The following is a 25,194-nucleotide window of genomic DNA, read 5'->3' as shown; positions in this document are numbered from 1 at the left end:
GGGTCGCGGCGGGAAAGGACGGGCACATGAGCCAGACGGACGGACGGAATCTGCGGTCGATGCGTGCGGGCGAGGCGACGGAGACCGCCCGACGCTCATCCGACGTCCGGCCGCCCGAAGCCGCGGCGTCCGCCAAACGTCCGGTGCCCGCGCGTCTCGTCGTCTGCGTCGTCGCGCTCGCGATCCTCACGTTCCTCGGCATCCTGTCCGAGACGTCGCTCAACATCGCCTACTCGACGCTGATGGCGGAGTTCTCGATCGGCGCGTCCACCGTGCAGTGGCTCACCACCGGATACCTGCTGCTCCTGTCCGTGGCGATCCCGAGCTCGCCGTTCATGGTGCGCCGGTTCGCCACGAGGACCCTGTTCGTCGCGGCCGTCGCGATCTTCACGCTCGGCACGCTGGTCGGCGCGCTCGCCGTCAGCTTCCCGATGCTGCTCGCCGCACGGTTGGTCATGGCGCTCGGCACCGGCATCTCCCTGCCGCTCATCACCAACATCATTCTCGAGAAGGCGCCGCTCGAACAGCGCGGCGCGATGCTCGGCATCGTCAGCCTCGTCACCTGCGCCGCGCCCGCCATCGGCCCCGTGTTCGGCGGCGTGGTGATGGAATACCTCGACTGGCATTGGATCTTCTACACGATGCTGCCGTTCCTCGTGCTCTCGTTCGTGATGGGCGTCGCCACCGTCCCGGAGATCCGCCGCGCGGACGATGCGGAGCAGGCGTCGATCAGCGTGCCCTCGCTGCTGCTGGTCGCGCTCGGCCTGTCCGGCCTCATCGTGGCGGCGAGCTTCTTCGCCGAATGGAACGGCGACTGGCGGTTCTGGACCGTGCTCGCGGCGGCCGTCATGGTGCTCGCCGTCTTCGCCGCGACGCAGCTGAGGATGGACCGGCCCCTCGTCGAGGTGCGCGTGTTCGCCTACCCCGGCTTCACGCTCGGCATGCTCATTCTGCTCATGGCCTCCGGCGGCGTGCTCGGCCTCAACTTCATGCTGCCGATCCTGCTCCAGCGCGGATCCGGCTTCGGCTCGCTCGCCGCCGCGCTCATCCTGCTGCCCGGCGCGGTGGTCGGCGCGATTGCTGCGCCGATGATCGGAGGCGCGCTCAAGAGCCATTTCCCGCCGAAGTTCATCCTCTGCGGCTTCGCCGGCGTCACCGTGATGGACGTCGTCCTCGTCGCCGCATACGGCAGCGTGCCGGCGGTCGCGGTCGCCTACGCCCTGTTCATGGCATGCTCCGGCTTCGTGCTCGTGCCGGACCAGACCCATGCCCTCAACCAGCTGCCCGCACGCCTCAACGCCGACGGCTCCGCCGTGATGAACACCGTGCAGCAGCTCGCCGGCGCGGTCGGCACAGCCGTGGCGAGCACGCTGATCACCGAATTCTCGGCGATGGCGGCGCGCGGCGGCGCGGGGGAGTCCGCCTCCTATCTCCAAGGATTCTCGTGGAGCATGTGGCCCATCACGGGCATGGCCGTGTGCGGCGCGGCGCTCGCCGCGCTCATGTTCCGTTGCTCCACGCGCCGTCCGCCGGAGCTGGTCGGGGCGTAGCCCCGGGATTCCTGCGGACGCCCCGCGTCCTCACGCGAAGACGAGCTGCACGAGCAGCATGTAGATGACCGTGCCGCCGGCGATGGACAGCAGCATGCTGTGCCGCCACCTGTGCAGCAGGACGATCGCGAGCACGCCGATCGCCTCGGGGACGCCGTGCGAGCCGGAGACGAGCGACGTGTCCTTGAGCGCGTAGACGACCAGCAGGCCGGTCATCGCGGCCGGCAGCACGTGCCCGAGGTATTCGACGATCCTCGGCGGGCGCTTCGAATCGGGGAACAGGAGGAACGGCAGGAACCTGGTGAGCATGGTGCCTACCGCCACCACGGCGATGGTGGCGACTGCCTGCCAGACGGTCATGGTCATCATCGCGCGGTCTCCTTCCCGTCGGTTCCGTCGGTTCCATTGGCTCCGTCGGTTCCGTCGGCCCTTGCTCCGGCCTCTTCGTCGTGCCGGTCCTCGTCCAGCCACGGACGCAGCGCGAGGAACAGGACGAGCATCAGCGCCAGTGAGGGGATCATGAACCGGTCCGGACCGAGCGCGACCAGACATGCCAGCGAGGCGAATACGCCCACCAGCGCCGGCGCGTGCCGCCGCAGCGCGCGCAGGGCCGCGGACGGACGGTCGCGGCCGCGGTCGTCGTGCGGCACCTCCGTCCCGTCGACCTCATCCCACTGCCCGAGGAGGATCGTGAGGAACAGCGCGGTGAGCACGAATTCGATGCCCTTCGTGCTGAACGGCAGCAGGCCGCCGACGAGCCACCCCAACGCGGTGCCGATGATCCAGTACCAGCGGTTGAGCAGCGAGACGAACAGCATGAACCATCCGCGGTCCACGTCCTGCGGGATACGCGCCCCGGAGTTGATGGCAAAGCTCTCGTCGCACATCGCGAAGATCAGATACGGCTTCTTCCAGCCGAGCCCGCGGAACCTGTCCAGCATGGACAGACCGTAGAACAGATGGCGCGCGTTGACCATGAGCGTCAGCAGGAACGCGGCCAGAGGCGCGAACGCGCTGAGCAGCAGGTTCACGGTGACGAACTCCATCGACCCGGCGAAGATGAAGTAGGCCATGGCCACCGGATACCAGAAGGCGAAGCCCTTGGCGTGCATGAGCAGTCCGTACGAGCAGCCGAGGAACAGGAAGCCCGCGGCGATCGGCACGGTCAGCGGGAACGCCGTCCTGAACGCCGTCGGTATCGTCCCGCCCTTCGCACGCAGTCCCGTGATGCCACCGCCCATGCCCGCACGTCCTTTCCGTCTCCGTCCGACCGCCGACCGCCGGATGCCGTTGGACGGTTCCGGAACCTCCGACTGGTGAATGATAATCGATGGTCCGCGGGCCTCCGCCGCGGCGTCCGTCGGTTGGAATCCGGGGCGTCCGTCCGGCGGCGTCCGCCGCCCGTCGCCGCGACACGCCGGGTTTGGCGATTGCGGCAAGTCATGTAATATATCTCCTCGTGCCTTGATGAAAGGTGCGAAACGGCCGCGTAGCTCAGTTGGTTAGAGCGCCGCCCTGTCACGGCGGAGGTCGCCGGTTCAAGTCCGGTCGTGGTCGCCATGCAAGGGCTTCCGATTCGTTCGGAAGCCCTTTTTCGTTGCCGCCGCCGTACAATGGTCGATGACGACATCGCCGCGCACAGGGGAGGGCAACTATGGGAACGAATATGGCCGACGGGGACGTGATCTGGACGCAACGCAAGCGCAACTGGTGCCGTACGCCGTTCACCTTCACCGTCTACACGCTCACCGCGGACGAGCTCGGCGTGAAGACCGGCGTGCTGCGTCAGACGTTCGACACCACCAAGCTGTTCCGCATCATCGACATCACCATCGAACGCTCGCTGCTGCAGCGCCTGTTCGGGTTGAGCACCATCGTCATCGACGCGCGCGACCAGTCCAGCGGCGGCCGGATCGTCCTGAAGAACGTCATCCACGGCTTCGACGTGCGTCGCATCCTCCAGCATGCGGTGGACGACGCGCGCAACGTGAACCGCGTGAGCACGCGCGAGTTCATGGATTCCGACGGCGACGGGTACGCCGACGGCTATGCCGACGGCGGATACGGGGACGGTCCGGCGTACTGAGCCGACGGCCGGACCTCTGCGGTCCCGCCCGTCATCCCAGCGTGCGGCGGAGCCAATCGACGGCGAGACGCGGCCAGATCTGCACGCAGGGCGCCACGTTGTCGAGGTCGCCTTCGCCGGGTGAGCCGTGGCGCGCCGTGTCCACGGTGCCAAGCGACAGGCCGTGGCCGCCTTCGGGGAAGAGGTGCGCCTCGACGCTCACGCCCGCGGCGCGGCATGCCTGGATGACGAGCAGCGAGTTCTCGACCGGCACTGCCGGGTCGGTCATCGTGTGCCAGATGAAGACGGGCGGCGTGTCCGCGTCTATGTGCCGTTCGAGGGACAGCATGTCCAGCATGCGCGGGTCGTGCCCGTGCTCCGGCCCGAGCAGCGTGCCGATGGTCCGCCGGTGGATGAACTCGCCGGTGGTGATCACCGGATAGCCGAGCATCAGCGCGTCCGGACGCGCTGATGCCGGGTCGACGCCATGCTCCCGGAGGGTGCCGTCGCTGGACGACGTGGCCAGGTTCGCCGCGAGATGGCCGCCGGCGGAGAAGCCGATGACGGCCACCGCGTCCGGACGGACATGCCATTCGTCGGCGTGCGCGCGGATGAGCCGCATCGCCTCGGCGGCCTCGAGCAACGCGGTGGGGTAGCGGCTCGGCGCGCAGGAGTAGCGCAGCACGAACGTCTGGAAACCGTCCGCCGAGAAGCGCAGGGCCACCGGCTCCGCCTCGCGGTCGGAGGTCATGGCGTAGGCGCCGCCCGGCAGGATGAGCAGCGCCGGACGTCTGCGGTACGGGTCCATCTCCGGGCTGTTGTCGATGACGTATCCGGTGAACCGCGCCTCGGTGCCGTCCAGGCCTTCGATGGCCCGTTCGATGTACTGCATGTCGCATCCCTCCTTCGGGTGGTCGGCACATATTCTAGGCGACCGGCACGGTGCGACCGGCGTCCGTGTCCTCTTGTTTGTTCTCCGGCGTTCCTTCCGCCGACGCGGAATGGAACGGGTTTGCGTTGCGATTGCGGCACGGATTCCAGCATGCGGCGGATGCGGCGATGGGGCCGTGAGCCGTTGGAGCCGCTGGGTTTCGCGCCGATTCCAAACAGAGGGCGCGATGGAACGTCCGGCGTGTTCCGTGGAACCGATGGCAACGGATTCGTGGGAACCTTCATGCCCTCGGTACCGTTGGAGCCATCGACAGCGGACGGCCCGAACGCAGTGGTGAGGGCCGGCACGACGGACGTGACGCGACAATCCGAAGGAATCGAGGAAGACCATGCGCACCGACACCGATTTCCATGTTCCAGGCATCAGGCCGGGCGCCGTGCTGCTCGCCGGCGAGGCCATGGGCCTGTTCACCGCCGGGCAGGAGGGCCCCTGCAGCACCGTGGGCACGTTCCAGGCCTCCGTGGCCGGCGCCGAGCTCAACGTGGCCATCGGCCTCAAGCGGCTCGGACAGCATCCCGAATACCTCACCAAGGTGGGCGACGACCCGCTCGGCGTGCGCATCCGCATGCTCATGGAGTCCGAGAGGCTCGACCAGCGCCTGGTCTCCGTGGACGCACGCCACCACACCGGCTTCATGATGAAGACCCGCGAGACCAAGGGCGATCCGAAGACCTACTACTACCGCAAGGGCTCGGCCGCCTCCACCATCTCCAGCGCCGACATCGACGCCGTCGACCCGGCCGGCCTCTCGCTCGTCCACCTCACCGGCATCCTGCCGCCCCTGTCCCCGTCCACGCTGGACGCGGCCGAGGCGATGGTGGTGTTCGCCCGCCGCAACAACCTGTTCCTGTCCTTCGACCCGAACCTCCGCCCCGCCCTGTGGGTGAACGAGGCCGTGATGAAGTCCACGCTGCGCCACCTGTGCGCGCAGTCCGACCTCGTCCTGCCGGGCATCGCCGAAGGCCGTGAGCTGTTCGGCGTGGACGACGTCGAATCGATCGGCCAGGCGTTCATCGACAACGGCGCCCGCGTCGTGGTCGTCAAGGACGGGCCGCGCGGCGCCTACGCCACCAACGGCACCGACTCCGTGTACGTGCCCGGCTTCGTGGTGGACCACGTGGTCGACACCGTGGGCGCGGGCGACGGCTTCGCCGCCGGACTGCTCTCCGCGCTGCTCGAAGGCCACAGCATCGCGGTGGCCATGGAGCGCGGATGCGCGGTGGGCGCCATGCAGACGCAGGTCGTCTCCGACAACGAGGGTCTGCCCACCGCCGACCGCCTCGACGAGTTCATGATGCTGCACGAACGCGCCACGCCGGCCCGGGCCTCCCTGGTCTGAACGACGGCGACCCACCCCGACCCATACGAATCGCAATCACCCCCGATCACACAATCGCATCAATATATAAGGAGACGAACATGAGCACCGCAATCCTGGAACCCGTCGCCACCCTGACGGACAAGCAGCAGTACATCGACGCGATGGCCACGCTGGGCGTCGTGCCGCTGGTCACCCTCAACACGGTCGACGAGGCCATCCCGCTGGCGCACGCCCTGTACGAGGGCGGCGTGCCGATCGCCGAGGTCACCTTCCGTTCCGAGGCGGCCCTCGCCGGCATGGCCCGCATCCACGACTACGTGCCCGAGGTGATGCTCATCGCCGGCACCGTGCACAGCGTGGAGCAGGCGCGTCAGGCCGTGGCCGCCGGCTGCGTCGGCATCGTCACCCCGAGCTTCGACGAGCGCGTGGTGGACTGGTGCCTCGACAGCGACGTGCTCGTCCTGCCCGGCACCGCTGTCCCCTCCGACATCGAGAAGGCGTACGACCGCGGCCTGCGCTACGCCAAGTTCTTCCCGGCCGAGGCGTACGGCGGCGTGAAGACGCTGAAGGCGCTCGCCGGCCCGTTCGGCGAGATGAAGTTCCTGCCCACCGGCGGCGTGAACCTGAAGAACGTGGCCGACTACGCCGCGCTGAAGAACGTGTTCGCCGTGGGCGGCAGCTTCCCGGTGCCGTCCGCCGCCCAGAAGGCGCAGGACTGGAACGCCGTGGCCGAAGCCTGCCGTTCCGCCCGCGAGGCCGTCGCGAAGGCGCGCGCCTGACCGGCGCCGTCCGCGGCCCATCCCATTCCCGCCGGCGCCCGTGACGGGGCTTTCTCCTGCCTCGATCCCGTCATGGCGCCGGCGACTTCATGACATGACGTTGAAGGAGCATCGATGACCATCAATTTCGGAGTCCGCGGCCATGACGTGCCGTTCGACGGGACGCCCGAGGACCTGGCGCGCGGCATCGCCGCCACCGGCGCGCACAACGTGCAGTTCGCGCTGAACGCGCTGTTCCCCGACCTCAAATCCGGCGCCGGGGAGATCAATCCGGGCATGGGCACGTATTTCCGCCGCGTGCTCGGCGAACAGGGCGTGCAGATCGCCGTGCTCAGCTGCTATATCAACATGATCCACCCCGATCCGGAGACCCGGGAGGGGCTGCTGCGCAAGTTCGAGGCGTATCTGCGCCATGCGCGTTACTTCGGCGCGCCCATGGTGGCCAGCGAGACCGGATCCGTGCTCGAGACGCTCGGCGTTTACACGGAGGCCAACTTCACCGAGGACGTGTATCTGGACACCGTGGGCGTGATCCGCCGTCTCGTCGCCGCCGGCGAACGCTACCACACGCTGGTGGGCATCGAACCCGGCCGCAACCACCCCATCCACGATCTCGACACCATCCGCCGGCTCATCCACGACATCGACTCGCCGTGGATGGGCATCGTGCTCGACCCGTCCGTGCTCATCGACGGCGAGACGTTCACCGGCCAGATCGACCTCATCGAGGAGGCGTTCCGCACGTTCGGCGACCGCATCGTGGCCATGCACCTCAAGGACTTCCGCCCGGTGCCGGGCCAGCGCGAGCTGGAGATGTGCAATATCGGCGAGGGCGTCATGCGCATCGGTGACGCGTTGCGCGTCGTGGAGCGCTACCGTCCGTACCTGCCGGTCATCACCGAGGAGACCAAGGGGCCGGCCATCGCCAGGGCGATCGCCACCTACCGCGGCGTGTGACCGTCTTCCGCAGTCGTTTCCGTTGGATTGCAAATCATGCGGAAACACGCTGCAAACCGATTTCCATATTTGTGGAAAATGATGTAAACTATTGCAGGAAAGCAAAACAACACCTCCTAACGCTTTCCCACCGGGGGAGCGGTCAAAGCAGACCCATCCCGGTGCTCCGCACCACCAGAAACGAGGACACATGGACACACCACAGATGCCGGCCACACGTGACCAGCTGCTGCGGCTGATCGACGCCATGTCCGACAATCTCGTCACCATCGCCTCGAACGACGGCGAGGGATTATGGAAAGTCGGCGACGTCGTCATCGACGACAAGAGCTGGAACGTCTGGAACTGGCCGCAGGGCGTAGGCCTCTACGGGCTGTACCGCACTTTCGAGGTCACCGGCTCCGCCAAGGCGCTCGACGCCGTCCGGCAATGGTTCGAACGGGCGTTCTCGCAGGGCACCCCGCCCAAGAACGTCAACACCATGTGCCCGCTGCTCACCATGGCGCTGCTGTACGAGCGCACCGGAGACCCCAAGCTGCGCCCCTACCTCGAGCAGTGGGCGAAATGGGCCTACGAGGACATGCCCCGCACCGACCACCGCGGCATGCAGCACATCACGCTGGGCGAGCCGCACCACAACCAGCTGTGGGCCGACACCCTCGTCATGACCGTGCTGCCGCTCGCCAAGATCGGCATGCTGCTCGGCGTCGACAAGTACGTCGAGGAGGCCAAGTACCAGTTCCAGATCCACATCAAATACCTGGCGGACAACGCCAGCGGCCTGTGGTACCACGGATGGACCTTCGACGAGCACCACAACTTCGTCGGCGCCCACTGGGCCCGCGGCAACTGCTGGGCCACGATGGCCATCCCCGAGATCGTCTCCATCCTCCGCCTGCCCGAAGGCGACGCGCTGCGCACGTGGCTCGTCGAGACCCTCGAGGCGCAGGTCGCGACCCTGGCCGAACACCAGGACGCCAGCGGCCTGTGGCACACGCTCATCGACGACCCGACCTCGTACTTGGAATCGTCCGGCACCGCCGGCATCGCCTACGGCATCCTCAAGGCCGTGCACGCGGGACTCCTCGACGAACGCTTCCTCGACGTCGCCTACAAGGCGGTCAAGGGCCTCATCGCCCAGATCGGCCCCTACGGCGAGGTGGGCAACGTGTCCGTCGGCACCGGCATGGGCGCCGACCTCGACTACTACCGCAACATCGAGATCTCCCCGATGCCGTACGGCCAGTCGCTCACGATCCTCGCCTTCACCGAGATGCTGGTCTCCTACTGCTGACCGGCCACCCATACCCGCCGTCGCGCCGCGATCTTCCAACCTCCTTACTCCTGCACGGCGCGGCGGCATCCACACCCCATAACCGAACACCACAGTCCAGCTCGCCAACAACCAAGCGGAACACCCGCGGAAAGGACACACCATGAGCTACGACATGAGCAAATTCTCCCTCGAAGGCAAAGTGGCCCTCGTCACCGGCGCCAGCTACGGAATCGGCTTCGCCATCGCCTCCGCCTTCGCCGCCGCCGGCGCGAAGATCGCCTTCAACGACCGCAACCAGGAGGCCGTCGACCGCGGCCTCGCCTCCTACAAGGCGGCCGGCATCGAAGCCCACGGCTACGTCGCCGACGTCACCGACGAGGAGGCCGTCGCCGGCCTCGTCGAGAACATCGAGAAGGACCTCGGCACCATCGACATCCTCGTCAACAACGCCGGCATCATCAAGCGCATCCCCATGCTCGAGATGTCCGCCGCCGACTTCCGCCAGGTCATCGACGTCGACCTCAACGGCCCGTTCATCGTCTCCAAGGCCGTCATCCCCGGCATGATCAAGAAGGGCCACGGCAAGATCATCAACATCTGCTCGATGATGTCCGAGCTCGGCCGCGAGACCGTCTCCGCCTACGCCGCCGCCAAGGGCGGACTCAAGATGCTCACCCGCAACATCTGCTCCGAGTACGGCGAGGCCAACATCCAGTGCAACGCCATCGGACCCGGCTACATCGCCACCCCGCAGACCGCGCCGCTGCGCGAACGCCAGCCCGACGGCTCCCGCCACCCGTTCGACGCCTTCATCGTGGCCAAGACCCCGGCCGCCCGCTGGGGCACCCCCGAGGACCTGCAGGGCCCGGCCATCTTCCTCGCCTCCGACGCCTCCGACTTCGTCAACGGCCACGTGCTGTACGTCGACGGCGGCATCCTGGCGTACATCGGCAAGCAGCCCCAGTGAGCGGCGACGCGCGATGACGGAGCGTCCGCGGCGTTGCCCTCGGTCGACGTGCCCTCGCACGCCTTCCCTCGGTGCGCCTTGCGGCCACACGGGTCATCGCGGTCTCCCATATAACCAACCGTCACCCATCACAAGGAATCCAAGCATATGAAGATCGCACTCATCAACGAGAACTCGCAGGCCGCCAAGAACGACGTCATCTACGGCGCGCTGAAGAAGGTCGCCGCCACCCACGGCTACGAGGTCGACAACTACGGCATGTACGCCGCGGATGACGCCGCGCAGCTCACCTACGTGCAGAACGGCATCCTCGCCGCGGCCCTCCTCAACACCAAGGCCGCCGACTTCGTCGTCACCGGCTGCGGCACCGGCGAAGGCGCCATGCTCGCCCTCAACAGCTTCCCCGGCGTGATCTGCGGACACGTCGAGGACCCGCTCGACGCCTACACCTTCGCCCAGATCAACGACGGCAACGCCATCGCCATCCCGTTCGCCCTCAAGAACGGCTGGGGCCAGGAGCTCAACCTCGAATACACGTTCGAGAAGCTGTGGCTCGAGGAGCCGGGCAGCGGCTATCCGAAGGAGCGCGTCGTCCCCGAGCAGCGCAACAAGAGGATCCTCGACGGCGTGCGCGCGGCCGCCTACCGCCCGCTCGTCGACATCTACAAGGACCTCGACCCGGAGCTCGTCAAGGGCGCCTTCGCGGGCGAGCACTTCCGCGAGCTGTTCACCGCCAACGCCGAGGACGGTGAGATCAAGGACTACGTGCTGTCCCTGATCGACTGATCGACGGCGTTTGCACGACCTTTCGCAACCAAGGCCGGGGAGCACCATGTGCTCTCCGGCCTTTCCCATAAACGGCGTCCATATTGGAAACGCTTATGCAAATCAGGTGGTACACCGCTGTGTACCATTGGAAACCAATGATGACTTTTCGAAACGGAGGTTCATACATGTCGGAAGCCACCATAACCGACGTCGCCAAGGCGGCGGGCGTGGCCGCGTCCACCGTCTCACGCGCCCTCAACGGCGGCAACGTCAAGGCCGAGACCCGCGAGCGCATCATCCAGTTCGCCCGCCAGATGGGATACCGCAACGGCACCGTCGCCGCCGCGCCCGTCCCGTCCGGCGACGGCAACAGCCGCGGCAACATCGCCGTGCTCGTCACCGACATCGGCAACTACTACTTCACCGACATCTTCAAGGGCCTGTTCTCCGTGGCCCAGAACGCGAAATACCGCCTGTTCGTGACCGACATCGACGTCTCCACGGACCGCGGCGAGACCATCCAGAGCGTCATCGGCGCCTCCGAGGGGCAGCTGCTCGTCTCGCCGCGTCTGAGCGACGCCGAGCTGCGCCGATACTGCGACCCGGCCACCACGGTGTTCACCAACCGCCAGGTGGAGGGCTACTCGTGCGTGGGCATCGACGACGCCTCCGGCATCCTCCAGGCGGTGCGGCATCTCGCCTCGCTGGGGCACCGCACCATCGCGTACGTCTCCGGCGCCGGCAACTCCTACGCCAACAGGGTGCGCTGCTCCACCTGCGTGGACGCGGCCAAGTCCTTCGGCATGGACTGCATCGTCATCGGTCCGTTCGAGCCGTCCTACGCGGGCGGCGTCAACGCGGGCGACGCGCTTCTGCTCGAGCAGGGGATCACCGGCGTGGTGGCGTTCAACGACCTCGTCGCCTCCGGCGTGATGGGGCGTCTGCAGGAGCGCGGCGTCGACATCCCGGGCGAGATGAGCGTGATCGGCGTGGACGACAGCGTCCTGTCGCGCGTGGTGCGCCCGCAGCTCACCACCATCGACGTGAGGCAGGAGCGCATGGGCGCCCTCGCCATGCAGATGCTCATCAACAAGATCGAGTCGCTGGCGCTCGGCGACGACGACCCCGAGTACCGTGAGCCGCGGGTGGAACTCGTTCCGGAAATCCTTGTCACCAGGGAATCCACCGGCATCGCCCCGGTGGTGGAACCACCGGAAAGCCAGGAACCTCCGGAAACGGCCAAAAACAAGGATTGAGAGAAGCGGCGAAAGCCGCTTCTCTGCTGTTTGCACGTCTTGCTGCAAGAATTTGTGGAAATAATTGCGGAAACAAGTTGCAACAAGGCGTGTTGTTATGGAAATCTTTGCTATAGTCTTTCTTGTCAAGGAAAACGTCACGGAAGACGGATTCCACACAGCCGATGGTCGATGAAGATCACACCTTCGGCAGTACAAGAAAGGTTCGCAGGATGAAGACCTACAAGAAGATCGTGGCCGCGATCGCCGCCGGTGCGGCGATGTTCTCGATGGCCGCGTGCGGCAACTCCAACTCCTCCGATGGCAAGGACGCCAACACCCTGACCGTCGCGTGGTGGGGCAACCAGCAGCGCAACGAACGCCAGGCGAAGGTCAACAAGCTGTTCGAGGAGGCCAACAAGGGCGTGACCGTCAACGGACAGTTCTCCGAGTGGGACGACTACTGGAAGAAGCTGTCCACCAACGCCGCCGGCAAGCAGATGCCCGACGTCATCGCCATGGACTACTCCTACCTGCAGCAGTACGTCGAGAACGGCCTGCTGCTCGACCTCGACGACTACCTGGGCAAGACCATCAAGACCGAGAACATCGACAAGAACGTGCTCCAGGCCGGCAAACTCGACGGCAAGACCTACGCGCTGAGCCTCGGCAACACCGCCCCGGCCCTCATCTACAACAAGACCCTGCTCGACAAGGCCGGCATCGAGGTCCCGGACCAGATGACCACCGACGACTTCATCGACATCTCCAAGCAGGTGTACGAGAAGACCGGCGTCAAGACCAACTACCGCTACTACGAGGCCTCCGAACTGCTCGAATACCAGCTGCGCGGCGAGGGCAAGACCCTGTTCGCCGACGGCAAGCTCGGCGCCAGCGCCAAGGACGTGGAGAAGTACCTCGACGTCTACCAGACCGGCATCGAGGACGGCTGGCACATCAGCCCCGAGATCTTCGCCCAGATCAAGGCCGGCTCCGTCGAGCAGGACCCGCTGGTCTACGGCTCCGACCCGGCCTCCCGCTCCTGGTGCTCCTTCAAGTTCACCTCCCACTTCACCTCGATGCAGTCCGTGCTCACCGACGGCACCGAACTGGCCATGACCACCTGGCCGGCCAAGAACGTCAAGAAGGCCGACTACGTCAAGCCCGCCATGTTCTTCGCGATCTCCAAGAGCGCCAAGAACCCCGAGCTCGCCGCCAAGTACATCGACTTCTACACCAACAACGAGAAGGCCGTGAAGGCCATGTCCACCGACCGCGGCCTGCCCATCAACTCCAAGATGATGGACGCCCTCGAGCCGTCGCTCGCCGACACCGACAAGAAGTCCGTCGCGTTCCTCAACGACCAGGTGATCCCGAACAGCTCCAAGATCAACCCGCCGGCCCCGTCCGCCGCCACCGAGTTCAACTCCACGATGCTGCCCACCGCCGAGGAGAACGTCCTGTACAAGAAGAACACCGCCGCCGAGGCCGCCAAGACCCTGGTCGACGAGGCCAACGACGCGCTCGCCAGCGGCAAGTGACGAAAGCGAGCGTGATAGCCACACCACGAACACACTTGTCCTGACGGACCGGAGCCGGGGCGACCAAGCCTCTTCTCACCAACACACCCCCGGTCCCGGTCCGCCCGGACATTCCAACCCCCGGCGGCACGCCGCCGGAACCGCAACTCCTTCTTTCTCCTTTCAACCTCCAACTCCAATCTCCTCCTTAGCGACTCAGGCCGGGGCACGGCTGGACAGGCACGTGTTCCGGCCTGAATCGCGCAAACTCCAACTTCTTCAGATTTCGAAAGGCATTGCCATGTCTCACGCAACCGCAGTCGCCCCCAAGGCGAACGGTCTACGGGCCAAGACGACATCCGGGGTGAGCTTCCGCAAGGAAGGCGCGATCCGCAGCTTCCTGCACAAGGAAAGCGTTTCAGGGTATGTCTGCGCCTCCCCGTTCATCTTCGGCTTCCTCATGTTCATGATCGTCCCGATGGTGCTCTCGCTGTACTACTCCTTCACCGACTACAGCATCATCGGCGAGGCCTCCTGGATCGGCCTCGACAACTACGTCGAGATGTTCACCAAGGACGACCTCTTCTGGAAGTCCCTCGGCGTGACCTTCCTGTTCGCCCTCGTCTCCGTGCCGCTCAAGCTCATCTTCGCCCTCTTCGTGGCCATGCTGCTGCTCAAGAACTCCAAGGCCTCCGGCTTCTACCGCGCCGCCTACTACCTGCCGTCCATCCTCGGCGGATCCGTGGCCATCGCCGTCCTGTGGAAGCAGATGTTCGCCTCCGACGGCACCATCAACCAGGTGCTGGGCCTGTTCGGCGTCAAGTCCGACTTCGCCTGGCTCGGCAACACGAAGACCGCCATCTGGACCCTCATCATCCTGGCCGTCTGGCAGTTCGGCTCCTCGATGCTCATCTTCCTCGCATCCCTCAAGCAGATCCCCGCCGAGCTGTACGAGGCCGCCAGCGTCGACGGCGCCAGCAAGTGGACGCAGTTCTGGAAGATCACCCTGCCCCTGCTCACCCCGACCATCTTCTTCAACCTGGTCATGCAGATGATCAACGGCTTCCTGGCCTTCACCCAGTGCTACATCATCACGCAGGGCAAGCCGATGAACTCCACGCTGTTCTACATGGTGCACATGTACGACGAGTCCTTCACCAACTACCATGCCGGCTACGGCGCCGCGATGGCATGGATCATGCTCCTTCTGGTCGGCGCCGTCACCCTGTTCCTGTTCGCCACCAAGCGTTTCTGGGTCTACGACGAGGAGGCCTGATCCACCATGACCGCTGCAACCACTTCCACCGCAGTCTCCGCATCGAAGCCGCGCATCAAGCCGGGCCGCGTGGTCTACCACGTCCTGGTCTTCGGATTCGCGCTGCTCATGCTGTACCCCATCGCCTGGATGGTGTTCAGCTCCTTCAAGCCCACCAAGACCGTGTTCACCACCGCCGGGCAGCTCTTCCCGACCACGTGGACGCTCAAAAACTACATCAACGGCTTCCGCGGCTTCGAACCCGGCATCCCGTTCTTCCGGTACATCGGCAACTCGCTGTTCATCGCCGTGACCGCCACCATCGGCACCGTGTTCTCCTCCGCCATCGTGGCCTACGCGCTGAGCCGCCTGAAGTTCAAGGGCCGCAAGCTCCTGTTCGTCGCCATGATGATCTCGATGATGCTGCCCGCCCAGGTGCTCATGGTCCCGCAGTACCTGTGGTACCAGAAGCTCGGCTGGACGAACTCCTACCTGCCGCTCATCGTCCCCTACTGCTTCGCCATCCAGGGCTTCTTCATCTACCTCATGATGAACTTCATCGAAGGCATCCCGAAGAGCCTCGACGAGGCCGCGAAGATCGACGGCTGCTCCTTCTACGGCATCTTCGCCCGCGTCATCTTCCCGCTGCTCACCCCGGCCCTCGTCACCGGCTGCATCTTCTCCTTCATGTGGCGCTGGGACGACTTCCTCGGAGCCCTGCTGTACGTGTCCGACACCGAGAAGTACCCGGTGGCCCTGGCGCTGAAGCTCTTCTCCGACCCCGGCTCCTCCTCCGACTACGGCGCCCTGTTCGCCATGGCGTCCGTCTCCATCCTTCCCTCCGTCCTGATCTTCCTCTTCTTCCAGAAGTACCTGGTGGAAGGCGTCAGCACCTCGGGTCTGAAGGGATAACACCAACCAACAACCGATACGTCCGGCACCATGCTTCTTGCTTCTCCTTCCTTCCGGCATGGTGCCGGACGCATCGCTATCACGTGGTTTCCATCTGTTCCATCCATCCTTACGAAAGTGGTGCGCCATGAGCCTGTACTCGATGCTCTACAACGGCAACGCGCATGAGAGCGACCGCCAGGCCAACCCCAAGGGCATCGCCCTGTTCTTCGCCGTCATCAAATGGCACTGGGGCCGGCTGATCGGCCTCAACCTCATGTTCATCCTCTCCTGCCTGCCCGTCGTGACCATCCCGTGCGCGATGACCGCGATGAGCGCGGTGACCGGGCGTCTGGTGCAGCGCCGCGTCTGCTATCCGGTCCACGACTACTGGCGCGCGTTCACGCGCGAGTGGAGGCGTTCCAGCCTGTGCGGCCTGGCCTTGTTCGGCGTGCTGGCGCTCGCCCTGTTCGGCGTGCTGTTCTACCCGCGTTCCGGCATGCCCGCCGGCATGGCGCTCGGCGGCGTGTGCCTCGTGGTGGCCGTGTTCGACGTCATGACCATGATGATGGCGTTCCCGATGGTGGCGTTCACCGACCTGTCCGTGGGGCGGGTGCTCAGGAACGCGGTGCTGGTCACGCAGATGCGTCTGGGGTGGATGGTCCTCGCGTTCGCGGCCTCGGCCGCGGTGCTCGTCGCCACCTATGCGTTCCTGCCGTACACGGTGGTCGTCATGCCGCTGTTCGGGTTCTCGCTCATCGCCCTGATCGGCGTGTTCGCCGCCTGGGACGGCATGAAGCGGTTCGTCGTGGTCGACCCCGCGGATTCCGGACGGGAGGACGCGCGATGAACGGCAAGGTGACGATCTACGACGTGGCGAAGCTCGCGGGCGTGGCGCCGTCCACCGTCTCGCGCACGTTCGCCGCCCCCGGGCGCGTGAGCGCCACCACCGCGCAGAAGGTGCAGGAGGCCGCCGATGCGCTCGGCTACCACGCCGCCCCCGTGCCCACGCGCAGGTCCGGCACCGGCAAGGGCCTCGTGGCGGTCATCGTGCCCGACCTGTCCAACCCGTTCTTCGCGGCCATCTGCCGCAGCGTGCAGGACGAATGCTCGGCGCGCGGCTTCGGCATGGTGGTGAGCGAATCGCGCGAGGTGGTGGCCAAGGAGCGCATCATCTTCGACGAGGTGCTGCCCTACGTGCGCGGCGTGCTGCTCGTGTCCTCGCGCATGCCCGACGTGATGATCCGCAAATGCGCGCAGCTGTGCCCGATCGTGGTGGTCAACCGCAACGTGCGCGGCGTGCCCAACGTGATCATCGACATCGGCGACGCCGTCAAGCAGGCCATCCGCTACTTCGCCATGATGGGCTTCCACCGGATCACCTACCTGGACGGCCCGCCGACGTCCTGGGTGGGCGGCGTGAAATGGCGCACCATCTCCGACGAATGCAACGCGCGCAACATCACGTTGCGCCGCTCCCACCCGTGCCTGCCCACCATCGACGGCGGCACCGTGTTCGTGGACGAGTACCTGGTGAACCCCACCGGGGCCGTCATCGCCTACAACGACCTCATGGCGCTGGGCTTCGTGGCCGGCATGCGCAAGCGCGGCTACGACTGCCCGGACTCCGTGTCCGTCATCGGCTTCGACAACGACAAGGTGGCGGCGCTCAACAACCCGTCGCTCACCTCCATCCACATGCCGGCCGCCGCGTTGGGCGCCGACGCCGCCGCGGCGCTGCTCAGCCGCCTGAGCGGCGGCGACGTGCCCGGCACCTCGGTGACCGTGCCGGCCCGACTGGTGCTGCGCCACAGCGTGGGCCGCGCCGCCTGACGGAAAGACGCAGAGAGAAAGGCGGAACGCCCGATGAAGGACGTCCGACATGCCGCGACGATGCGGCGATTGGGGGCCGCGCTGTGCGCGGCCGGTATGACGATGACGTTGGCGTGCGCGCCGCAGGCGGCCGTGGCGGACGATGGGGGCGTCGCGTCCGCCGCCGGCGCGCACGCCACGGCCTCCGGGACCGGCAGACTGATGGAGAACCTCGCGCGCGGCGTCGTCGCCGTGCGCCGGAACGCCACGGAGACGCTCGTCACCTGGCGACTGCTCGCGCAGGACCCGTCCGGCATCGCGTTCAACGTGTACCGCACGTCCGCCGACGGCGGCACGGTGCGGCTCAACGACGCGCCGCTGACCGGCGGCACGAACCTCGTCGACGCGACCGCCGACCCGGACGTCGACAACACGTACCGGGTCGTGCCCGTCGTCGACGGCAGGGAGCTGACGGAACAGTACGGCCGCGGCACCGGGGGAGAGGCGAACTCGTTCACCCTCAAGGCGGGCGCCGCCGCCGAGCCGATCGTGCGCATCCCCGTGGACGCCTCGCACGACCCGATCGCCTACCTGTGGCCCGGCGACCTCGACGGCGACGGCGAATACGATTACGTCATCGACCGCCAGCCCGAGGACACGTCCACGGCCGCCGGATCGCAGAAGCTCGAGGCCTACTCCTCCGACGGCACGTTCCTGTGGCGCGTGGACCTGGGCCGCAACAGCCTCGACCGCGGACGCATCGAAGGCGGATCGGCCGCCATCGACCAGGGGTCCGCCGACGGCGTCACCGTCTACGACCTCGACTCCGACGGCAAGGCGGAGGTCGCCGTGCGCATCGCGAACGGCACGACCTTCGCCGACGGCACGACGTACGAGGGACTCGACGGCGACGTGCGGCAGGCCATCGCCGTCATCGACGGCGAGACCGGCACGATGCGGGCCGTCGCGCCCGTACCCGAGACGTATCTCGCCGACGGGCCCATGTACGCGCGCTTCGGCGTCGGCTACCTGGACGGGCGCACGCCCAGCCTCATCGCCGCGTTGAAGAACCGGCAGGACGGGGCAAACGGCAAACCGAACGCCGGCGACTTCAACCTCATGTACACCGCGTGGGACTTCGACGGCACGTCGCTGAACCGCCGGTGGGAATGGGATGCGCCCGCCGACCTCACCGACGACGCGCACAACATCCGCATCGTCGACGTGGACGGCGACGGCCGTGACGAGACCTGCTCCATCCTCTTCTGCCTCACCCCGGACGGCACGCTGCGGCAGTCGTTCGCCGCCTCCGAGGGCACGCACCACGGCGACCGGTTCTACATCACCGACCTGCTGCCGGACCGCGACGGGCTCGAAGGATACGCGGTGCAGCAGCTCAACCCGAACGGCATGAAGGAATACGTGTACGACCCCGCCTACGTGGGGGAGGAGCCCGGTGCCACCTTATGGAAATACCCGGCCTCGAGCGGCGAGTGGGACGGCGTGGCCGAGGACGTGGGACGCGGCATGGTGGGCGACATCGACCCCGACGTGCCAGGCGCCGAGGTGTGGTCCAGCAGCGCCGGCCTCAAGAACGCCGCCACCGGCGAGACCATCGCGCCGCGCCAGGCGGGCGTCTCCGGCCGCATCTGGCCCGACATGGGCGTGCTGTGGGACGGCGACCTCGGCCGCGAGCTGCTCAACTCGATGACCTTCAACGAATGGGATCCGGCCGCGAAGAAGCTCAGGCGCATCACCTCCGCCTCCGGCACGGGGCTCAACGCGAAGAGCTTCGGCGCCGTGGCCTCGCGCGGCGGCTACGAATCGTCCGGCACACGCACCTCCCGTCCGCTGTTCTACGGCGATCTGTTCGGCGACTGGCGCGAGGAGGTGGTCTACACGGACGCCTCGTTCGGCGAGCTCGTCATCTTCAGCACCGACCAGCCCACCGACTACCGGGTGGCCACATTGGCGCAGAACCCCGCCTACCGCAACGACATGACCGTCAAGGGCTACATGCAGGACCACGAGCTCGACTACTACCTGGGCTTCGACACGCCGCTCGACGCCGACGGGCAGCCGATCACCCCGGAACGGAACGTCGAACCGATCGGCGCCGACGGGAAGACGGACGGTTCCGAGGGTACGGGCGGCGATGCGGGTGGTTCCGACGGATCCGGCGACGGTACGCAGGGCTCCGGCGGGACGGGGGACGGCTCCGGCGGTGGCGCGTCCGAGACCGGGAAACCCGATGCCGGGGACGATTCACCGCAACATCATGCAAATGGTTTCGAACAAATGGAAACCCTTGCCAACTCGGGTTCGTCGGTGTCCGCGGCGCTCGCGGCGGCACTGACGGCGGCCGTATTCGGGGGAGTCGTGCTGCTGGCGCGCCGCCGGCGGTAGTGTCCGTTGCAACAACGCGCGTCCGTTGCCAAAGCAATTCCATGCTTGGGTGGCGGACGCGTTTTTTCATGTTATGCTGTATCTAAGCAAATTAATGGAAAGTTTGCAGAAAATATGGCAAGCCAAAGTTGGCTTTGCCTCAGGTCCACCGCAACGCCGCATCCGGCATCCATAGTGGGCCGATCCAGAGGAAAGGAAACGCATGGGTGCATTCAGACAATGGGCCGCACGCGTCGTCACGATAGGCGTCTCCGCCGCAATGGCCGCGGCGATGATGCCGACGACGTCGGCCTTCGCCGACGCGTCCGCGGCCGCGGACTTCACCGGGTACACCGACAAGACCGCGCTCAAGGAAGCCGGACGGAACGTCGTCAAGGCGGGAAGCCTGCTCGTCGCCGACGACTCCGCCCCAGCCGGCGACGGCACCACCTACTATGTCGACTCCGCGGGCGGCGACGACGCCGCCGACGGCACCAGCGAAGCCACCGCATGGAAGACCTTCGCGAACGTGAACGCCAAGGAGTTCCAGCCCGGCGACCGCATCCTGCTCAAGGCCGGAAGCACCTGGACCGCCGAAGGCGACGCCGTCGCCAAGGAGGCCTACGACTACACCACGTGGAAGAACGGTGCCGGCACCGACGTGGACGGCGCGGCCCCCACCGCCCTGCTCGCGCCCAAGGGCTCCGGCACCGCCGAGAAGCCGATCGTCCTGTCCAGCTACGGCGACGGCGACGCGGACGCCGACCCGGCCCCCAAGCTGGAAGGCCGCGGCGTCGTCAACGACGTGCTGCAGCTCACCAACCAGCAGCACTGGGACATCTCCAACCTCGACATCTCCAACCTCACCGACGGCTTCGACCCCTCCAGGTTCACCTCCGACGAGGACCCCAAGGCCGGCGACCTGAGGGGCGTGCACATCCAGGGCGAAAGCGCCGGCGTCCTCGCCGGATACGACATCCACGGCCTGTACGTGCACGACGTGTCCGGACAGAAGTGGGCCATCGGCGCATGGGGCCTCGACCGCTCCAAGCGCACCGGCGGCATCATGTTCGAAGGCCTCAAGGGCGACGCGAAGACCGCCTCCACGTTCACCGACGTGACCGTGCGCGACAACGTGATCGCCAACACCTCCTTCGGCAACCTCGTCTTCAAGCAGTTCTCCGGCATGGGCACCGACAAGTACAAGGACCACGCCCCCGGCTGGGGCGACCGCGCCGTCGGCAAGGCCGCCGTGAACGGCACCATCAAGGAGGACCCGGACTGGGCCCCGCACACCGGCGTCACCATCTCCGGCAACTACATGACCAACCGCGACACCCAGTTCGGCTGGGACTCCATGTACCTCACGTCCGTCAAGGGCGCCACCGTGGAGAACAACGTGGTGGACGGCGCCGGCGTCTCCGGCATCGAGATGTACTACGCGGACGACATCGTCGTGCAGAACAACGAGGTCGCCGAGCTCGCCGCCCGCCCCAACGCCGCCGACTCCAACGGCATCGACCCGGACCGTGGCACCTCCAACGTCGTCATCCAAGGCAACTACGTGCATGACTCCGGCGAAGGCATCCTCCTGTGCGGCTTCGGCTTCAGCACCGCCGTCGTGCGCTACAACATCATCCAGGACGTCGAACGCTACTACGTCAACGGCCACGGCTCCACCGGCGTGAACGCCATCTACAACAACCTGATGGTCAACACCATCAAGCCGTGGAGCAAATCCAACGGCAACGTCGGATTCTTCGGCTCGTCCGGATCCAGCTACTTCAACACGAAGAACCTCCACTACGTGTTCAACAACACGTTCGTCAACCTCAACGCCAAGGACGTCAAGGGCGTCACCTTCTCCGACTCCAAGACCGGCGTCACCTTCTCCAACAACGCCTACTGGGGCGAGCACATGACCCCCGCCGCCGCGGACCAGGCCGCCGTCACCGACGACCCGAAGATCGGAAACCCCGCCGAAGGCCTCGACAACGCGAAGCCCGGCGAAGGCTCCCCGCTCATCGGCGCCGGCAAGGCCGTCGACCTCGCCGCCATCATGCCCGGCTTCACCGCCACCGGCGCCGACGGCGCGAACGACAACCCGATCGCCGCCGACTTCTTCGGCAACCCGATCGCCGATCCGCCGTCCATCGGCCCCGCCGGCACCCAGGCCGACGCCGAGGCCGGCACCGTCACCGGCACCGTGAAGACCGCGGACGGCACGCCCGTCGAAGGCGCGACCGTCACCGCCGACGGCGACGCCGCCAAGACGGCCTCCACCAACGCGGCCGGCGCGTACACGCTGAGCCTCAAGGCCGGCGGCCACACGCTCGTCGCCACCGCCCCCGGCCACAAGGACTCCGCCGCCACGACCGTCACCGTCGCCAAGGGACAGACCGTCGCCGCCGACCTCACGCTCGGCGAGGCCACCACGACCACCGGCACCATCGCCGGCACGACCACGGTGAACGGCAGCGCCGTCGGCGGCATCACCGTCACCCTCAAGGACAAGGACGGCAAGACCCTCGACACCACGACCAGCACGCTCGGCTCCGTCGACCCGGCCCACCCCGGCGCCTACTCGTTCGCCGTCGCCCCCGGCGAAGGCTACACGGTGACCGCCTCCCGCAAGAACTACGCGACCCGCACCGTGACGGACGTGGCCGTGAAGCTCGCGCAGACCACCACCGTCGACTTCGACCTCGTCAAGACCACCGACGACACCACGCTAGGATCGCTCACCGCCACCTCCGCCTACGGCGACCTCACGTTCACGCAGGCCGAGGACGGCACGTACGCCGCCGACGCCGGCCCGTACGCCGAGACCGCGACGCTCACCGCCAAGGCCAACAGCGCCGGAGCCAAGGTCGCCATCAACGGCGGCACGGCCTCCTCCGCCGCCACCGCGGACGTGCCGCTCGCCACCGGACCGAACAACGTCGAACTCGTCGTCACCTCCAAGAGCGGCAGGACCGCCACGTACACGGCCGTCATCACCCGCGCCGACGCCACCCAGACGGCCGCGCTCAAGGCGCTCGCCGTGGACGGCCACGAACTCACGCCCGCCTTCGACCACACGCGCCTCGGCGCCGAGAACCCGTACACCGTCACCGTGCCGGACTCCGTGAAGAGCCTCACGCTCACGTTCACGCGCGGCTGGGACGGACAGACCGTGCTCGTCAACGGCGCCAAGACCACCGGCGACACCGCCGACGTGGCCCTTACGGACGGCGAGAACACCATCGACGTGAACGTCGACGAATTCGCCGGCGACACCGCCGACTACGTCATCAAGGTCGCGCGCTCCGGCTCCGGCGGAACCACGCCGAACCCGCCCGCCACCGACCTCAGCCCGCTGCTCTCCGCCGACTTCACGCAGCAGACCGACCCGGAGAACCTCGGATTCACCGGCAACGCCGCCGTGACGGACGGCACGCTGACCGTCGGCACGGACCTCGCCGCCGGCAAGGCCGTCAAAGCCACGCTGCCGATCGCCGTGCGCGCCCAGAAGACCGCCGAAGCGCAGTTCACGTGGAAGGCCGACGCCACCGCCAAAGCCGGCCTCGAACTGCGTGACGCCTACGGACGCCTCCTGTTCGCCGTCGCCGCCGGCAACGACGGATCCAAGCAGACCGTACGATACGCGACCGCAGCCCCGCGCGACATCGAATGGACCGCCTCCACCGTCGGCGCCAAGCAGTTCAGGAACGGCGAACCCACCTGGACCGCCACCGAAGCCGACGCCACCGCCGCCTACCAGGTCAAGGTGCGCGCCGACTTCACGGCCGGCACGGTGACGTACGCGATCACCCCCGCCGCGGGCGGCGACCCGATCGCCTCCGGGGAGGCGGCCACGCGCGCCACCTCCATGGCCGCGCTGTTCGCCGTCAACTACGAAGGCACCGCCGTCCACACCATCGACGACGTGCTGTTCGCCGGCGCGACGAAGGCCGCCGACCTCGACCTGCCGCTCAACGGCAGGACCGCCTACGCGTTCGGCGACTCGATCATCGCCGGACACAAGTACGCGGACGCCAGCTTCGCCACCTTCGCCGGAGCCGAGGAGGGCGTGACCGTCCGACGCTACGCGCAGAACGGCGCCACCGTCATCAAGGGCGCCGCCGACTGGTCCACCCGCTACCTCGCCGCGCAGATCGACAAGGCCCCTGCCGCATCGCCGGACATGGTGATCTTCGACGGCGGCACCAACGACGCCATGTCCATCGACAAGGCCGGCGACAAGTGGACCACCGCCATGTACGAGGAGCAGCTGGGCGGCGTCATCGACCAGATGAAGGCCAAGTGGCCGGACGCGAAGATCGTGTTCGTCCAGGTGCCCAAGCTCAACACCCGCGACGCCGCGATCCAGGCCACGCTGCACGACATCCAGGACAAGGTCTGCGCCGCCAAGGGCGTGACCGTGGCCGACGTGTACGACACGTTCGAGGTGACCGACGCCAACCAGGGCGAGTTCTCGTTCACCGCGCTCGGCTCCACCGGCCTGCCGCAGACCAGCGGCTCGACCTCCGGCACCCACCCGAACTTCCCGGCCATCGAACGGTACTACGTGCCCGTCGTCCGCGCCGCCATGCGCGCCGCGTTCGCCGGCGGCGACACCCCGAACCCGCCCGTCGAGGACAAGGCCGCGCCGGTCATCTCCGGCGTCAGGGACGTCACGCTCGAGTACGGCGCCGACTACGACCCGCTCGCCGGCGTCACCGCCGTCGACGAGACCGACGGCGACGTCGCGGTCACGGTCGCGTCGGTCACGCGCGACGGCACCGCCGTCGACAAGGTCGACACCGCCACACCCGGCACGTACACGGTGACCTACACCGCCTCCGACAAGGCCGGCAACGCCGCCACCGCCACCGCCACGGTCACCGTCAAGGCGAAGGCCGGACCCGTCGACCCGAACCCGCCCGCCGGCGAAGTCGACCGGACCGGACTCGCCCAGGCCATCGCCGACGCCGAAGCCCTTGACCGGAACGACTACACGGCCGACAGCTGGAACGCGCTCGCCCAGGCGATCGCGAAGGCCAAGGGCGTCCTCACCGACGCCGACGCCGACCAGCAGGCCGTCGACGCGCAGGTCAAGGCCGTCAAGGCCGCGGTCGCCGCGCTCGAGGCCGTGCCCGCCGGCGACGCCGACAAGCCGGCCGCGAAGCCCTCCGACGGAACCCAAGGCGGGACGCTGTCCCGCACCGGATCCGCGGTCGCCGCGGTCGCCGCGCTGGCCGTCCTCGCCCTGACCGGCGGCCTCGCCGCCGCCGCCATCCGCCGGGAACGCCGCTGACGGCGGACCCGACCACCCACTTGGCGCGCCGCCTCCCGAGATCGCAACGACCGCGATGAGAGGAAGCGGAAGGCGGCGCGTCAACCCCATACCCATCAACCACACCACACCACGCCATCGCCGACGACGGCGAACGCATACGCAGGCCGGACCCACCGGAGG

At 67.2% G+C, this 25,194-nt stretch carries 19 protein-coding genes and 1 tRNA gene; 17 read left to right on the top strand and 3 right to left on the bottom strand.

From position 1 onward, the window contains the following. Positions 1–26 precede the first annotated feature (26 nt). On the top strand, positions 27–1,550 hold the full coding sequence (locus JS531_RS01390; RefSeq protein WP_240541974.1) for a DHA2 family efflux MFS transporter permease subunit: 1,524 nt from the start codon (positions 27–29) through the stop codon (positions 1,548–1,550). 30 nt (positions 1,551–1,580) lie between these two features. Here JS531_RS01390 and JS531_RS01385 read toward each other — a convergent pair whose 3' ends face one another. Next, positions 1,581–1,916 (bottom strand): AzlD domain-containing protein, encoded by a 336-nt coding sequence (locus JS531_RS01385; protein ID WP_214311662.1) that lies wholly within the window; start codon positions 1,914–1,916, stop codon positions 1,581–1,583. Next, positions 1,916–2,791 carry an AzlC family ABC transporter permease gene (locus tag JS531_RS01380; RefSeq protein WP_214311537.1) on the bottom strand — a complete coding sequence of 292 codons (876 nt, stop codon included), beginning with the start codon at positions 2,789–2,791 and terminating at the stop codon, positions 1,916–1,918. Before JS531_RS01380 ends, JS531_RS01385 begins: the two co-directional genes overlap by 1 nt. Positions 2,792–3,033: 242 nt before the next feature. Here JS531_RS01380 and JS531_RS01375 point away from each other — a divergent pair. Continuing rightward, positions 3,034–3,110 (top strand) — tRNA-Asp (locus JS531_RS01375). A 94-nt stretch (positions 3,111–3,204) separates the two neighbouring features. After that, positions 3,205–3,636 carry a PH domain-containing protein gene (locus tag JS531_RS01370; RefSeq protein WP_214311535.1) on the top strand — a complete coding sequence of 144 codons (432 nt, stop codon included), beginning with the start codon at positions 3,205–3,207 and terminating at the stop codon, positions 3,634–3,636. Positions 3,637–3,667: 31 nt separating this feature from the next. Here the strand turns inward: JS531_RS01370 and JS531_RS01365 are convergent, their stop codons facing one another. Beyond that, positions 3,668–4,507, bottom strand: a complete 840-nt coding sequence (locus tag JS531_RS01365) for an alpha/beta hydrolase (RefSeq protein ID WP_214311533.1) — start codon at positions 4,505–4,507, stop codon at positions 3,668–3,670. A 388-nt stretch (positions 4,508–4,895) separates the two neighbouring features. On the opposite strand from JS531_RS01365, the gene JS531_RS01360 reads away from it, so the two are divergent. From JS531_RS01360 to JS531_RS11210, 14 genes are all read left to right on the top strand, one after another. After that, positions 4,896–5,906 (top strand): sugar kinase, encoded by a 1,011-nt coding sequence (locus JS531_RS01360; RefSeq protein ID WP_214311531.1) that lies wholly within the window; start codon positions 4,896–4,898, stop codon positions 5,904–5,906. An 80-nt stretch (positions 5,907–5,986) separates the two neighbouring features. Further along, complete coding sequence (gene eda / locus JS531_RS01355) at positions 5,987–6,667, top strand: bifunctional 4-hydroxy-2-oxoglutarate aldolase/2-dehydro-3-deoxy-phosphogluconate aldolase (RefSeq protein ID WP_214311529.1); 681 nt, start codon at positions 5,987–5,989, stop codon at positions 6,665–6,667. Positions 6,668–6,781: 114 nt separating this feature from the next. Next, positions 6,782–7,624, top strand: a complete 843-nt coding sequence (locus tag JS531_RS01350; protein WP_214311527.1) for a sugar phosphate isomerase/epimerase — start codon at positions 6,782–6,784, stop codon at positions 7,622–7,624. A gap of 190 nt (positions 7,625–7,814) precedes the next feature. After that, positions 7,815–8,918, top strand: coding sequence for a glycoside hydrolase family 88 protein (locus JS531_RS01345; protein WP_214311525.1), 1,104 nt, complete (start codon positions 7,815–7,817; stop codon positions 8,916–8,918). Between the two features lie 154 nt (positions 8,919–9,072). After that, positions 9,073–9,867 carry a gluconate 5-dehydrogenase gene (locus JS531_RS01340; RefSeq protein WP_214311660.1) on the top strand — a complete coding sequence of 265 codons (795 nt, stop codon included), beginning with the start codon at positions 9,073–9,075 and terminating at the stop codon, positions 9,865–9,867. 147 nt (positions 9,868–10,014) lie between these two features. After that, a complete protein-coding gene (locus tag JS531_RS01335) occupies positions 10,015–10,653 on the top strand; it encodes an RpiB/LacA/LacB family sugar-phosphate isomerase (RefSeq protein WP_214311523.1) in 639 nt (212 codons plus the stop codon). A 167-nt stretch (positions 10,654–10,820) separates the two neighbouring features. After that, the gene (locus JS531_RS01330; RefSeq protein ID WP_214311521.1) at positions 10,821–11,891 is read left to right on the top strand and encodes a LacI family DNA-binding transcriptional regulator; all 1,071 of its coding nucleotides are present in this window, start codon (positions 10,821–10,823) and stop codon (positions 11,889–11,891) included. A 212-nt stretch (positions 11,892–12,103) separates the two neighbouring features. Then, positions 12,104–13,411, top strand: coding sequence for an ABC transporter substrate-binding protein (locus JS531_RS01325; RefSeq protein WP_214311520.1), 1,308 nt, complete (start codon positions 12,104–12,106; stop codon positions 13,409–13,411). A gap of 280 nt (positions 13,412–13,691) precedes the next feature. After that, positions 13,692–14,666: a sugar ABC transporter permease gene (locus JS531_RS01320; protein ID WP_214311518.1), complete on the top strand. Its 975-nt coding sequence runs from the start codon at positions 13,692–13,694 to the stop codon at positions 14,664–14,666. A gap of 6 nt (positions 14,667–14,672) precedes the next feature. After that, a complete protein-coding gene (locus tag JS531_RS01315) occupies positions 14,673–15,557 on the top strand; it encodes a carbohydrate ABC transporter permease (protein ID WP_214311511.1) in 885 nt (294 codons plus the stop codon). Between the two features lie 127 nt (positions 15,558–15,684). Continuing rightward, positions 15,685–16,386 carry a YesL family protein gene (locus JS531_RS01310; RefSeq protein WP_214311509.1) on the top strand — a complete coding sequence of 234 codons (702 nt, stop codon included), beginning with the start codon at positions 15,685–15,687 and terminating at the stop codon, positions 16,384–16,386. Beyond that, positions 16,383–17,369, top strand: coding sequence for a LacI family DNA-binding transcriptional regulator (locus JS531_RS01305; protein ID WP_214311507.1), 987 nt, complete (start codon positions 16,383–16,385; stop codon positions 17,367–17,369). The genes JS531_RS01310 and JS531_RS01305 overlap by 4 nt, the downstream gene beginning before the upstream one ends. Before the next feature lie 33 nt (positions 17,370–17,402). Beyond that, positions 17,403–19,754: a hypothetical protein gene (locus tag JS531_RS01300; RefSeq protein ID WP_214311499.1), complete on the top strand. Its 2,352-nt coding sequence runs from the start codon at positions 17,403–17,405 to the stop codon at positions 19,752–19,754. A gap of 202 nt (positions 19,755–19,956) precedes the next feature. Then, entirely contained in the window at positions 19,957–25,032 is a 5,076-nt protein-coding gene (locus JS531_RS11210; protein ID WP_214311497.1) for a carboxypeptidase regulatory-like domain-containing protein, read from the top strand. The last annotated feature ends 162 nt before the right edge of the window (positions 25,033–25,194 follow it).

The organism is Bifidobacterium sp. CP2, from assembly GCF_018555635.1.
In the GTDB taxonomy this organism is placed as follows: domain Bacteria; phylum Actinomycetota; class Actinomycetes; order Actinomycetales; family Bifidobacteriaceae; genus Bifidobacterium; species Bifidobacterium saguinibicoloris.
The sequence above is the reverse complement of the archived record's forward strand: the minus strand, read 5'-3'. Positions and strand labels throughout refer to the sequence as shown.

Bases quoted from the DNA above. Each gene is read 5' to 3' on its own strand.
- JS531_RS01390 (WP_240541974.1), top strand. From the start codon at position 27: ATGAGCCAGACGGACGGACGGAATCTGCGGTCGATGCGTGCGGGCGAG.
- JS531_RS01385 (WP_214311662.1), bottom strand. From the start codon at position 1,916: ATGACCATGACCGTCTGGCAGGCAGTCGCCACCATCGCCGTGGTGGCG.
- JS531_RS01380 (WP_214311537.1), bottom strand. From the start codon at position 2,791: ATGGGCGGTGGCATCACGGGACTGCGTGCGAAGGGCGGGACGATACCG.
- JS531_RS01370 (WP_214311535.1), top strand. From the start codon at position 3,205: ATGGGAACGAATATGGCCGACGGGGACGTGATCTGGACGCAACGCAAG.
- JS531_RS01365 (WP_214311533.1), bottom strand. From the start codon at position 4,507: ATGCAGTACATCGAACGGGCCATCGAAGGCCTGGACGGCACCGAGGCG.
- JS531_RS01360 (WP_214311531.1), top strand. From the start codon at position 4,896: ATGCGCACCGACACCGATTTCCATGTTCCAGGCATCAGGCCGGGCGCC.
- eda (WP_214311529.1), top strand. From the start codon at position 5,987: ATGAGCACCGCAATCCTGGAACCCGTCGCCACCCTGACGGACAAGCAG.
- JS531_RS01350 (WP_214311527.1), top strand. From the start codon at position 6,782: ATGACCATCAATTTCGGAGTCCGCGGCCATGACGTGCCGTTCGACGGG.
- JS531_RS01345 (WP_214311525.1), top strand. From the start codon at position 7,815: ATGGACACACCACAGATGCCGGCCACACGTGACCAGCTGCTGCGGCTG.
- JS531_RS01340 (WP_214311660.1), top strand. From the start codon at position 9,073: ATGAGCAAATTCTCCCTCGAAGGCAAAGTGGCCCTCGTCACCGGCGCC.
- JS531_RS01335 (WP_214311523.1), top strand. From the start codon at position 10,015: ATGAAGATCGCACTCATCAACGAGAACTCGCAGGCCGCCAAGAACGAC.
- JS531_RS01330 (WP_214311521.1), top strand. From the start codon at position 10,821: ATGTCGGAAGCCACCATAACCGACGTCGCCAAGGCGGCGGGCGTGGCC.
- JS531_RS01325 (WP_214311520.1), top strand. From the start codon at position 12,104: ATGAAGACCTACAAGAAGATCGTGGCCGCGATCGCCGCCGGTGCGGCG.
- JS531_RS01320 (WP_214311518.1), top strand. From the start codon at position 13,692: ATGTCTCACGCAACCGCAGTCGCCCCCAAGGCGAACGGTCTACGGGCC.
- JS531_RS01315 (WP_214311511.1), top strand. From the start codon at position 14,673: ATGACCGCTGCAACCACTTCCACCGCAGTCTCCGCATCGAAGCCGCGC.
- JS531_RS01310 (WP_214311509.1), top strand. From the start codon at position 15,685: ATGAGCCTGTACTCGATGCTCTACAACGGCAACGCGCATGAGAGCGAC.
- JS531_RS01305 (WP_214311507.1), top strand. From the start codon at position 16,383: ATGAACGGCAAGGTGACGATCTACGACGTGGCGAAGCTCGCGGGCGTG.
- JS531_RS01300 (WP_214311499.1), top strand. From the start codon at position 17,403: ATGAAGGACGTCCGACATGCCGCGACGATGCGGCGATTGGGGGCCGCG.
- JS531_RS11210 (WP_214311497.1), top strand. From the start codon at position 19,957: ATGGGTGCATTCAGACAATGGGCCGCACGCGTCGTCACGATAGGCGTC.